The sequence below is a fragment of the Kosakonia pseudosacchari genome (assembly GCF_900184035.1).
Classification (GTDB): domain Bacteria; phylum Pseudomonadota; class Gammaproteobacteria; order Enterobacterales; family Enterobacteriaceae; genus Kosakonia; species Kosakonia pseudosacchari.
In genome coordinates this window covers 35,010-45,654 of sequence record NZ_FXWP01000019.1, presented here as the reverse complement: position 1 = coordinate 45,654, position 10,645 = coordinate 35,010, and the positions used below count along the sequence as shown (strand labels likewise).

Sequence of the window (10,645 nt, the reverse complement as noted above, 5' to 3'; positions counted from 1 at the left end):
CCAGGCCGGATAAGGCGTAGCCGCTATCCGGCGATCACAGCTATCCGGCCTTACGAGGCTTACTCTTCGCCGTTAAACCCGGCGCGGTTCAGCAGGAACTGCGACAGCAGCGCCACCGGACGACCGGTCGCGCCTTTGGCTTTACCGGAACGCCATGCCGTACCGGCGATATCCAGGTGCGCCCAGTTGTACTTACGGGCAAAGCGAGAAAGGAAGCAGCCTGCGGTGATCGCACCACCTGGACGGCCACCGATGTTCGCCATATCCGCAAAGTTGGACTCCAGCTGTTCCTGGTACTCATCAGCCATCGGCAAACGCCACGCGCGATCGCCCGCCTGCTCGGACGCGCCAATCAGCTCGTGCGCCAGCGGGTTGTGGTTCGACATCAGCCCGGTAATGTGGTGGCCGAGCGCAATCACACACGCGCCGGTCAGCGTCGCGACATCAATTACCGCTTCCGGCTCGAAACGCTCAACGTAAGTCAGCACGTCGCACAGCACCAGACGGCCTTCGGCGTCGGTATTCAGCACTTCTACCGTCTGACCGGACATCGTGGTCAGCACGTCGCCCGGACGATAAGCACGCCCGCCAGGCATGTTTTCGCAACCCGCCAGCACGCCAATGACGTTAATTGGCAGTTGCAGCTCGGCGACCATGCGCATCACGCCATACACCGCCGCGGCGCCGCACATGTCGTACTTCATCTCATCCATGCCTTCGGCAGGCTTGATGGAGATACCGCCGGAGTCGAAGGTCAGGCCTTTACCGACCAGCACGATGGGACGCGCGTCTTCCGCCGGGTTGCCTTTGTATTCAATCACCGACATCAGCGATTCGTTCTGCGAACCCTGGCCGACCGCGAGGTACGAGTGCATGCCCAGCTCGCGCATCTGCTGCTCGCCAATCACGCGAGTTACCACGTTTTTGCTGTAGGTGTCGGCTAGCTGGCGCGCCTGAGAAGCGAGGTAGCCCGCGTTACAGATGTTTGGCGGCATATTGCCGAGATCTTTTGCCGCTTTGATACCGGCGGCAATGGCCAGACCGTGCTGAATAGCGCGCTCGCCGCTGGTCAGCTCGCGGCGTGTTGGCACGTTGAACACCATTTTACGCAGCGGGCGGCGTGGCTCGCTTTTGTTGGTTTTCAGTTGATCAAAGCTGTAAAGGGTCTCTTTCGCGGTCTCAACGGCCTGACGTACTTTCCAGTAAGTATTGCGCCCTTTTACGTGCAGCTCGGTCAGGAAGCAGACGGCTTCCATTGAGCCGGTATCATTCAGCGTGTTAATGGTTTTTTGAATCACCTGCTTGTACTGGCGCTCGTCCAGCTCACGCTCTTTACCGCAGCCAATCAGCAAAATGCGTTCGGAGAGGACATTCGGTACGTGGTGCAGCAGTAAAGTCTGCCCCGGCTTGCCTTCCAGTTCCCCGCGACGCAGCAGCGCACTGATGTAGCCGTCACTGATTTTATCGAGTTGCTCGGCGATCGGAGAGAGCCGGCGCGGTTCAAAGACGCCCACAACGATGCAGGCACTCCGCTGTTTCTCCGGGCTACCGCTTTTTACACTGAACTCCATGCACTACGCTCCTGAATCTTAAAGACAACGGCGGCGGCTACGGATAGAATTGCAAGCTTTCGTAACTCGTGTCCGCTGTTGCGGTGACTTCGTGTTAATCTTAATGTTACTTCGGTTTCGGCACGTCAGAATCGGGTCTTACGCACGTATCCGCTGAGTATATTAATCTTAGCGATCATTTCGACGACTCAAGAGAATAAATGACGTTTAAGCCATGAAACAAGCTATTTTCCAGCAAAAATACTGGTTTTTACGGGCGTATTTAAAGTGATAATCATAAGATATCTGGTTCGGGAGACGCTAAAAAGCCAGCTTGCGATCCTATTCATCCTGCTTCTGATTTTCTTTTGTCAGAAACTGGTCAGGATTTTAGGCGCAGCCGCTGATGGCGAAATTCCGACGAACCTCGTGCTCTCACTGCTGGGGCTGGGCGTGCCGGAAATGGCGCAGCTTATCCTGCCGTTGAGTCTGTTCCTCGGCCTGTTGATGACGCTGGGCAAACTTTATACAGAAAGTGAAATCACCGTGATGCACGCCTGCGGCCTGAGCCGTGCGGTATTGGTGAAAGCGGCGCTGATCCTCGCGTTGTTCACCGGGATTGTCGCGGCGGTCAACGTTATGTGGGCGGGCCCGTGGTCTTCCCGCCATCAGGATCAAGTGCTCGCAGACGCGAAAGCGAATCCTGGCATGGCGGCGCTGGCGCAGGGGCAGTTCCAGCAGGCGACGGATGGCAACTCGGTGCTGTTTATCGAAGGCGTTGAGGGCAAAAACTTCAAGAATGTCTTCCTGGCGCAGATTCGTACCAAAGGCTCCGCCCGTCCATCCGTTGTCGTGGCGGATTCAGGGCATCTCTCGCAGCATAAAGACGGCTCGCAGGTGGTGACGCTCAATACCGGCACCCGCTTCGAAGGCACCGCCATGCTGCGCGATTTCCGCATTACGGATTTCCAGAACTATCAGGCGATTATAGGTCACCAGACGGTGGCGCTCGACCCGTCGGATACCGAGCAGATGGACATGCGCACGCTGTTCAAAACCGATACGCCGCGCGCCCGCGCCGAGCTGCACTGGCGTTTAACGCTGGTGTTTACGGTGGTTATGATGGCGCTGATGGTAGTGCCGCTGAGCGTGGTCAACCCGCGTCAGGGGCGCGTACTGTCGATGCTCCCCGCCATGCTGCTCTATCTGGTCTTCTTCCTGCTGCAAACCACGCTGCGCTCGAACGGCGCGAAAGGCAAACTCGATCCACTGGTGTGGATGTGGCTGGTAAACCTGGTCTATTTAGCGCTGGCTGTGGTGCTGAACTTGTGGGATACGGTGCCAATGCGCCGGGTTCGCGCCCGTTTTACGCGTAAAGGAGCGGTATAATGCAGGCTTTTGGCGTACTTGACCGCTATATCGGTAAAACCATTTTCACCACCATCATGATGACGCTGTTCATGCTGGTGTCGCTCTCCGGCATTATCAAGTTTGTCGATCAGTTGAAAAAAGCAGGCCAGGGGAGCTATGACGCGCTGGGCGCGGGGATGTACACCATTCTCAGCATCCCGAAAGATATTCAGATCTTCTTCCCGATGGCGGCGCTGCTGGGTGCGCTGTTAGGGCTGGGCATGCTGGCGCAGCGCAGTGAGCTGGTGGTTATGCAGGCGTCCGGCTACACCCGCATGCAGGTGGCGCTGTCGGTCATGAAAACGGCTATTCCGCTGGTGCTGCTGACCATGGCGATTGGCGAGTGGGTCGCGCCGCAGGGGGAGCAGATGGCGCGTAACCAGCGTGCGCAGTCGATGTATGGCGGCTCGCTGCTCTCCACGCAGTCAGGTTTGTGGGCGAAAGACGGCAACAACTTTATCTATATCGAGCGCGTCAAAGGCGACGATGAACTCGGCGGCGTAAGCATCTATGCCTTCAATAAAGAGCGCCGTTTGCAGTCGGTGCGCTATGCCGCGTCGGCGAAGTTCGATCCGCAGGAGAAACTCTGGCGGCTGTCGCAGGTTGATGAATCTAATCTGACGAACCCGAAACAGGTTACCGGCGCGCAAACGGTGAGCGGCACGTGGAAAACGAACCTGACGCCAGACAAACTCGGTGTGGTGGCGCTGGATCCGGACGCGCTCTCGATCAGCGGTTTGCACAATTACGTGAAGTACCTCAAATCGAGTGGTCAGGATTCCGGGCGCTACCAGCTCAATATGTGGAGCAAAATCTTCCAGCCGCTGTCCGTGGCGGTGATGATGCTAATGGCGCTGTCGTTTATCTTCGGGCCGTTGCGTAGTGTGGCGATGGGCGTACGTGTTATCACCGGCATCAGCTTCGGTTTCGTCTTCTACGTGCTGGATCAGATTTTCGGCCCGCTGACGCTGGTATACGGCATTCCGCCGGTGGTTGGCGCACTGTTGCCGAGCGCCAGCTTTTTCCTGATTAGCCTGTGGCTGATGACGCGAAAAAGCTAATTGATACCTGAAAAGAGAGGCTGAGGCCTCTCTTCTTTTTTTTGCAAGGAGCACCGCATGTTGATACGCGCAGCGACGCATCTCTCCGCCATGATCGTCTCTTGTTTGTTGAGCACGCTGGTTACCGTGGCGATGCTGAGTGCGCAGTGGGCCCTTTCCATCGTCAGTGAGAGCGCGGTGCTGGTGTTTGAACTGCTGGTGGCCGTTATTGCGCTGAGCCTGGTACGCTGGCTGATTCAGCGAGCAGATGCGCTGGCGCAGCAGGTCGGCACCGTGCGACGCGGTTCGCCGCAAGAGTCTCAGGCAGATCGGGTGCTCGCCCGTTTTAGCGTGGCGGAAAACACGCTAAACAGTCTGTGGGTGGCTTTTTCTCTTCCGGCTATTGCTGGCTTCTTTCTGCTGGATTCGCGTATTGCCATGTCTGTGCATGGTGTGCTGCTGGTGCTGGCGATTAGCGGGGCTGTTGTGCTTGGCAACCGTCTCGACACGCTGCGCAACTTGCGCGGTTATGCCGTGCATTTTGGCCGTAGAGCACCGTAAACCCCTTCAGTAAAATCTGTTCTTTACCCCGGCCCGCACCGCGCGGGCTATGCTTGAGGAACGATTCACAACTTTTTGGAAACTTATGTCCAGATTCTTTTTCAATGACCGCAAACAGCTGGTCAATGATGCCATTGAAGGTTTGGTAATTTCTGCACCACACGGCAACCTCGTTCGACTCGATATCGATCCCGCTATTCGCATTGTGGCCCGCGCCGACTGGGATAAAAGCCGCGTGGCGGTGATTTCCGGCGGCGGTTCCGGGCATGAACCGGCGCATGCCGGGTTTGTCGGTAAAGGGATGCTCACCGCTGCCGTTTGCGGTGATGTTTTCGCCTCGCCAAGCGTGGATGCGGTACTGAACGCGATTGTGGCAGTAACCGGCGATCGCGGCTGCCTGCTGATTGTGAAGAACTACACCGGCGACCGGCTTAACTTCGGCCTCGCGGCAGAGAAAGCCAAGCGCTACGGCCTGAAGGTGGAGATGGTGATCGTCGCAGACGACATTGCGCTGCCGGACAACAAACAGCCACGCGGCATCGCCGGTACGGCACTGGTGCATAAGATTGCGGGCCATGCTGCGGAGCACGGAAAGTCGCTAAGTGAAGTGCGTGATATCGCTCAGCAGGCCTGCGACAACGTCTTCAGCCTCGGGCTGGCGATGGATACCTGCAATCTGCCGGGCGGCGATAGCGAAGAGGGCCGCATTCAGCACGGCAAAGTCGAGCTGGGTCTGGGTATTCACGGCGAACCCGGCGCAACCACCGTTGATACGCATAACAGCAAGACGCTCATCGATACGCTGGTAAAACCGCTAAAAGCGGCGGTGGGTAACGATCGGGTGGCGGTGCTGATTAACAACCTCGGCGGTGTCTCGGCGCTGGAAATGGCGCTGCTGACCAAAGAACTGGCGCATTCAGCCTTTAAAGCGCAAATCGCCTATCTGATTGGCCCCGCACCGCTGGTCAGTTCACTGGATATGAAAGGGTTTTCGCTGTCCGTATTGCGCCTGAATGACACCTTCGAGCAGGCGATTTGCGCCGATGTGCAGACCGTAGGCTGGCAGAAACCGGTGCCGTTCGCGCCGATGAAAACCCAGCCGCACAGCGCGGTATATGACGGGCTGGAGATTGAACCTTCCGACAACCCGCAGGTGAAAGCGCTGGTTAATACAGCAGTCAATACATTGATTGACCTCGAAAACCGGCTTAACGCGCTGGATGCGAAAGTGGGCGATGGCGATACCGGTTCAACCTTTGCTGAAGGGGCGCGGGAAATCAAACGTCTGCTGGAGCAAAATGCCCTGCCGTTGAACAACACTTCGCAACTGCTGCAACTGGTTGGCGAGCGACTGGCGACCGTGATGGGCGGTTCCAGCGGCGTGCTGATGTCGATTTTCTTCACCGCCGCAGGTCAGGCCGTACACAACGGCACGCCATTGCCGGAAGCGCTACTGCTGGGGCTGAAGCAGATGAAACATTATGGCGGTGCGGATCTTGGCGATCGCACGCTGATCGATGCGCTGCAACCGGCGCTTGAAGCGCTGCGCGATAGCGGGCTGGATGCCGCCGTTGCCGCTGCAAAAAGCGGTGCGGCCAGCACGGCATCGATGCAAAAAGCGGGTGCCGGGCGCTCATCATATGTGAACAGTGAAAATCTCGACGGGGTAACCGATCCGGGGGCTGTCGCGATTGCGGAAGTGTTTGCTGCTATTAGCAGGTAAGCTCCCGCCTTGCTGGAAAGCGGCTTTGATTTCGCGTTTGAAGGGTGTACCGAAAACCATAAAAGATCTGCCCGCCAGGCCAGTCGGAAGTCAATCCAAAGGCATTATGGCGACCCAAACTCTGGCGCTGTTCGCGTTAACAAGACGGGGTAGCGCAATAAAAAAGCCCGGCGATATTGCCGGGCTTTTTCACATCAGAAATCCGCTTTTAATACCACGCGGTAACGGGCTTTGCCGTCGCGTACGTGCTGCAACGCTTCGTTAATCTGCGACATCGGGAACATCTCCGTGGTCGGTGCCACTTTCGCGCGTCCGGCGAACTTCATCAGCTTACGCAGTTCAAACGGCGTACCGGTTGCGGAGCCGGAAACGCTGCGATCGCCTGCGATCAGCGTAAAGGCCGGGACTTCGAGCGGCTTCAGCACCGCGCCAACGGTGTGAAAATGCCCGCCGTGCGTCAGCGCCTCAAAGTAGGGCTGCCAGTTCAGATCGACGTTAACCGTGTTGATAATCAGATCGTACTGACCTGCCAGCGCTTTCAGCGCATCCGCATCGCGGCTGTTTACCACATAATCGGCACCCATAATGCGCACTTCTGCCTCTTTCGCCGGGTTCGAGCTAAACGCCGTCACTTCGCAGCCCATCGCGTGCAGCAGTTTAATGGCGATATGGCCCAGCCCACCGATACCGATCACGCCAACGCGGCTGGTGGCGGTAATGTTGTGCATCAGCAGCGGTTTAAACACGGTAATGCCGCCGCAGAGCAGCGGGCCGGCGGTTTCGATATCAATGCTGTCCGGCAGCGGGATCACCCATTGCCAGTCGGCGCGGATTTTGTCGGCAAAGCCGCCGCGATTGAGAATGGTTGGTACCGCACCTTGCTGGCAGTTGATCTGGTTGCCATCAATACAGGCATCACAATGACCACAGCTGCGCGCTGTCCAGCCGATGCCTACGCGTTGGCCGATTTTCAGCCCTTTATTTTGTGCCGCGCTGCCGAGATCCACCACACGGCCAATCACTTCATGCCCGGCGACCAGCGGATACTGGGAGAAGCCCCATTCGTTATCGATCATCGAGAGATCCGAATGGCAGATCCCGCAGTAATCCACCTGCACTTCCACATCTTCCGCCGCCAGCGGGCCAGCGTCGTATTCCTGCAATTCGAGCGCGGCACCAGCCTGCGGTGCGGCGTAGCTTTTAATGATGCTCATCACGGATTCCTTTGATTCAGAGGGAGTCGCATGAAGTGTAGGGCATCTGCACACTCTGCGGCAGCCTGTGGGTGTGCATACCGCCCGTTTCGTTAAGTTATGGCGGTGTATGGCACGCCGCAGGCCGCTATTTTCGGATTTTCCATACGGCTATTTTGGCGCGGTGACTTTGCAACACGATGTGTCCGAACCATCCTCAAAAGGTGCTGTACCCACCCACAAACCAGGAGTAACCACCATGGCGAATCAACCGCAAAGTACAGGCGCTGGCGGGCTGGCGCTCATTAAATCTTTTGAAGGGCTCAGGCTGGAAAAGTACAAAGATGCCGTGGGTAAGTGGACCATTGGCTACGGGCATTTGATCTTACCGAATGAAAACTTCTCCCACCCGATTACCGAAGCCGAGGCCGAAGCGCTGCTCCGCACCGATCTGTTAATGACCGAGCGCGGGGTACACAAAGCGGTGACGGTGGATCTCAATCAGAACCAGTTTGATGCGCTGGTGTCGTTTACGTTTAACCTGGGCGCAGGCAATTTGCAGAGCTCGACGCTGCTTAAACTGCTCAACCAGGGGGAGTACGCGCAGGCCGCAGAGCAGTTTCTGCGCTGGAACAAAGCGGGCGGTAAAGTATTGGCCGGGCTGACAAGACGGCGTGAAGCCGAGCGCGCGCTGTTTGTAAAACCTGCGTAACCCGGCACGCGCCGTAGGCCATTTTCCCCGTTTTTTACCGCCATCCAGCCAATATTTTCATCCTCTGCCGAGCGCTACTGTGGGTTTGCGAATTCGCAACGCGATGTTTTCGTATAACCCACAGGAGTATGCATTATGGATTCACAATTTATTGGATCGGTCATTAATGCACTGCCGCTGGAGCACATGATTGGCGGCCCACTGCAGGCGATGATCAAAGCGCAGGTGCAGGCGAGTAAAGCGTACGCCGACTTCCTGCTCTCGGTGTGTATCAAGGACGGTAAGGCGGAGTCGGTGCAGTTTGATTACGACGAAACCGTGGTGGATGACAAGGGTGTTATCCAGGGCGTGGTGAAAAAGACCATGCGCATCCCGCTGCTGGCGGCCATTTCCCACCCTAACATCAGTATCGAAGAGGGCACCATCGACTTCGAGCTGGAAGTCTCCCAGAGCGAAGCCAGCAGCAGCCAGACCGAAGCGGAAGCCTCGCTGGAAGCCTCCGTTGGCTGGGGGCCGTTCAGCGTGAAAATCACCGGTCGTGTCTCGCACAAAGCCCAGCAAACCCGCTCCAGCGATACCCGCGCAAAATACAGCATCCATACCCAGGTAAAACGTCAGCCGCCACCGGAAGCCTTGATGCGCGTGATTGATTTCCTGACGGATGCCGCAACACGCCCGGCTGTTCTGCCGTCAGAGGCGCAAAAGCTGGAATCGAAACAGCTTGATGCCTACCCCGCAACGCCTGCCGCAGCGGAAAAAGCGCCGGCGTAATTCTCGCTATCTCCACCCTGAGGCTGCCTGGCAGCCTCATTTCTCACGGAGCGCACTATGTCAATGAAAGACTGGCTTCGCGGCAACCGTGGCGCGCAGCCGAAGGCGGATTCACCTGCGCCGCCGCCACCGCAGGAAGAGAGTGCCGGGCTGCCACCTGCCGATCCGCCCCCCGAGGATGTCGCCGGATTACCGCCCGCCGATCCACCGCAGGACCCGCCACCGCCGCCGGGCGACGGCACGCCACCCTCTGCGTCGGGTGTGACGCTGGCCGATATCACGCGCGGCATGCAGCATGCGGCCTCGGCGGCGAACCAGCTGATTGCGCATCAGTACATGCAGGCACTGGATCCCTTTTTCGAACACAGCGACGACGGGCGGCTGGTGCCGAAAATCGTCGAAATGGCGCTGGACGATCGACACCACTTCAAATTGCCGCTGGTGGCGCTCTCCACACCGCGTGGGCTGATGCTGGAGAAGATGAAAGTGTTTCTCACCGTGCGTACCGACGCGGTGGAGCAGCAGAGTGCTATGTCCGGCACGCCTGACGACGCGGTCAGCCGCTTTCACGTCAGCATGTCGCCGCCGAGCCACGGAGGCAGCGGGCGCGACAGCGGACATGTGGATATCGAAATGCAGTTCACCGTACTGGAGCCGCCGGAAAGCGTGTTGCGGCTTATCGAAGAGTACACCCGACAAGTTCTTCCTCAAGTAAACGACAGGAGTGATGACAATGGCTAATCAACCCCTGAGCACCGGCGCTGCCGGGCTGACGCTGATTAAATCTTTCGAAGGGCTAAGCCTTGAGAAGTACCGCGACGCGGTAGGCAAATGGACCATCGGCTACGGGCATTTGATTTTGCCCAATGAAAACTTCCCCCAGGCGCTGAGCAAAGTGGAGGCGGAAGATCTGCTGCGCGCCGATCTCGGGATGACCGAGCGCGGCATTCATAAATATGTGACGGTCGATCTCAACCAGAATCAGTTCGACGCGCTGGTCGCCTTCGCCTTTAACGTCGGGCTTGGCAACTTGCAGAACTCAACGCTGCTGCGCCTGCTCAACCAGGGCCAGTATCAGGAGGCGGCAGATCAACTACCGCGCTGGAACAAGGCCGGCGGCAAGATTCTGGCGGGGCTGACGCGCCGACGTGATGCCGAACGCGCGCTGTTTTTGGCACCAATTAACTGATCCACGGAGCGAACAGATGAAACGATATCTCCCGGTAGTCGCCTTTGTCGGTCTGCTGTTAACCCAGCCTGCCTGGGCTGAGTTGCCGCAGTGCAGCGCGGTGGTGCAGGCGGCAAATCAAGAGTTGGCAAAACTGAATAAGAAAACCGTTCAGGACGACAAGAAACTGACGGCTCTGCTCAAAACCCTGAACCGTGATGACGTGCTGCCAGCCGATTACGTCACCCGCGAACAGGCCATCAAACTGGGCTGGAGCGGCAAGGCGGAGGATTCGCTATGGAGCGTGTGGGCGCTGAACAAGAAGCAGTTGGGCGGCGACCCGTGGAGCGGTAAACCGCTGCCGGGCAAAGGTAAGTGGTACAGCGCGGATATTGATAGCGTACGCGGTCTGCGCAGTAACAAGCACCTGATTTACAGCCCGGAAAGCGCGACGCGTTATCTCACTACAGATAACGACGCCACAACCGTCACGCTTCCTCCTTGCCAGTAGTCGCTA

General features: G+C 57.8%; 12 protein-coding genes. 10 read left to right on the top strand and 2 right to left on the bottom strand.

Translation table 11 applies throughout. The annotated features are described in order from the left end of the window. Positions 1-59 precede the first annotated feature (59 nt). A complete protein-coding gene (gene pepA / locus BN2591_RS15755; protein WP_086872918.1) occupies positions 60-1,571 on the bottom strand; it encodes a leucyl aminopeptidase in 1,512 nt (503 codons plus the stop codon). A gap of 153 nt (positions 1,572-1,724) precedes the next feature. Between pepA and BN2591_RS24780 the strand changes: the two genes are divergently transcribed. The 5 genes from BN2591_RS24780 (at position 1,725) to BN2591_RS15730 (ending at position 6,284) form a co-directional block, all read left to right on the top strand. Next, positions 1,725-1,775: a hypothetical protein gene (locus BN2591_RS24780; RefSeq protein ID WP_216848985.1), complete on the top strand. Its 51-nt coding sequence runs from the start codon at positions 1,725-1,727 to the stop codon at positions 1,773-1,775. Between the two features lie 63 nt (positions 1,776-1,838). Further along, positions 1,839-2,939: an LPS export ABC transporter permease LptF gene (gene lptF, locus BN2591_RS15745; RefSeq protein ID WP_086872917.1), complete on the top strand. Its 1,101-nt coding sequence runs from the start codon at positions 1,839-1,841 to the stop codon at positions 2,937-2,939. Next, positions 2,939-4,021, top strand: a complete 1,083-nt coding sequence (gene lptG / locus BN2591_RS15740) for an LPS export ABC transporter permease LptG (protein WP_086872916.1) — start codon at positions 2,939-2,941, stop codon at positions 4,019-4,021. The genes lptF and lptG overlap by 1 nt, the downstream gene beginning before the upstream one ends. 57 nt (positions 4,022-4,078) lie before the next feature. Continuing rightward, positions 4,079-4,561, top strand: a complete 483-nt coding sequence (locus BN2591_RS15735; RefSeq protein ID WP_086872915.1) for a hypothetical protein — start codon at positions 4,079-4,081, stop codon at positions 4,559-4,561. A gap of 85 nt (positions 4,562-4,646) precedes the next feature. Beyond that, positions 4,647-6,284 carry a dihydroxyacetone kinase subunit DhaK gene (locus BN2591_RS15730; RefSeq protein ID WP_086872914.1) on the top strand — a complete coding sequence of 546 codons (1,638 nt, stop codon included), beginning with the start codon at positions 4,647-4,649 and terminating at the stop codon, positions 6,282-6,284. A 194-nt stretch (positions 6,285-6,478) separates the two neighbouring features. On the opposite strand, the gene ahr is transcribed toward BN2591_RS15730, so the two are convergent. After that, positions 6,479-7,498 carry an NADPH-dependent aldehyde reductase Ahr gene (ahr, locus tag BN2591_RS15725; protein ID WP_086872913.1) on the bottom strand — a complete coding sequence of 340 codons (1,020 nt, stop codon included), beginning with the start codon at positions 7,496-7,498 and terminating at the stop codon, positions 6,479-6,481. A 238-nt stretch (positions 7,499-7,736) separates the two neighbouring features. Here ahr and BN2591_RS15720 point away from each other — a divergent pair, with 238 nt between their 5' ends. The 5 genes from BN2591_RS15720 (at position 7,737) to BN2591_RS15700 (ending at position 10,639) form a co-directional block, all read left to right on the top strand. Next, positions 7,737-8,189 carry a lysozyme gene (locus BN2591_RS15720; protein WP_086872912.1) on the top strand — a complete coding sequence of 151 codons (453 nt, stop codon included), beginning with the start codon at positions 7,737-7,739 and terminating at the stop codon, positions 8,187-8,189. Positions 8,190-8,324: 135 nt separating this feature from the next. Beyond that, positions 8,325-8,960, top strand: coding sequence for a DUF2589 domain-containing protein (locus BN2591_RS15715; protein WP_086872911.1), 636 nt, complete (start codon positions 8,325-8,327; stop codon positions 8,958-8,960). 57 nt (positions 8,961-9,017) lie between these two features. After that, positions 9,018-9,701: a DUF2589 domain-containing protein gene (locus tag BN2591_RS15710; RefSeq protein ID WP_086872910.1), complete on the top strand. Its 684-nt coding sequence runs from the start codon at positions 9,018-9,020 to the stop codon at positions 9,699-9,701. Beyond that, positions 9,694-10,149 (top strand): lysozyme, encoded by a 456-nt coding sequence (locus tag BN2591_RS15705; RefSeq protein ID WP_020456325.1) that lies wholly within the window; start codon positions 9,694-9,696, stop codon positions 10,147-10,149. Before BN2591_RS15710 ends, BN2591_RS15705 begins: the two co-directional genes overlap by 8 nt. A gap of 16 nt (positions 10,150-10,165) precedes the next feature. After that, positions 10,166-10,639, top strand: coding sequence for a ribonuclease domain-containing protein (locus BN2591_RS15700; RefSeq protein WP_086872909.1), 474 nt, complete (start codon positions 10,166-10,168; stop codon positions 10,637-10,639). The last annotated feature ends 6 nt before the right edge of the window (positions 10,640-10,645 follow it).

What these genes read in the sequence shown, in the direction of transcription:
- BN2591_RS15710 (WP_086872910.1), top strand. Translation starts at nt 9,018, where the DNA reads ATGTCAATGAAAGACTGGCTTCGCGGCAACCGTGGCGCGCAGCCGAAG.
- lptG (WP_086872916.1), top strand. Translation starts at nt 2,939, where the DNA reads ATGCAGGCTTTTGGCGTACTTGACCGCTATATCGGTAAAACCATTTTC.
- ahr (WP_086872913.1), bottom strand. Translation starts at nt 7,498, where the DNA reads ATGAGCATCATTAAAAGCTACGCCGCACCGCAGGCTGGTGCCGCGCTC.
- pepA (WP_086872918.1), bottom strand. Translation starts at nt 1,571, where the DNA reads ATGGAGTTCAGTGTAAAAAGCGGTAGCCCGGAGAAACAGCGGAGTGCC.
- BN2591_RS15720 (WP_086872912.1), top strand. Translation starts at nt 7,737, where the DNA reads ATGGCGAATCAACCGCAAAGTACAGGCGCTGGCGGGCTGGCGCTCATT.
- BN2591_RS15715 (WP_086872911.1), top strand. Translation starts at nt 8,325, where the DNA reads ATGGATTCACAATTTATTGGATCGGTCATTAATGCACTGCCGCTGGAG.
- BN2591_RS15735 (WP_086872915.1), top strand. Translation starts at nt 4,079, where the DNA reads ATGTTGATACGCGCAGCGACGCATCTCTCCGCCATGATCGTCTCTTGT.
- BN2591_RS15700 (WP_086872909.1), top strand. Translation starts at nt 10,166, where the DNA reads ATGAAACGATATCTCCCGGTAGTCGCCTTTGTCGGTCTGCTGTTAACC.
- BN2591_RS15705 (WP_020456325.1), top strand. Translation starts at nt 9,694, where the DNA reads ATGGCTAATCAACCCCTGAGCACCGGCGCTGCCGGGCTGACGCTGATT.
- BN2591_RS15730 (WP_086872914.1), top strand. Translation starts at nt 4,647, where the DNA reads ATGTCCAGATTCTTTTTCAATGACCGCAAACAGCTGGTCAATGATGCC.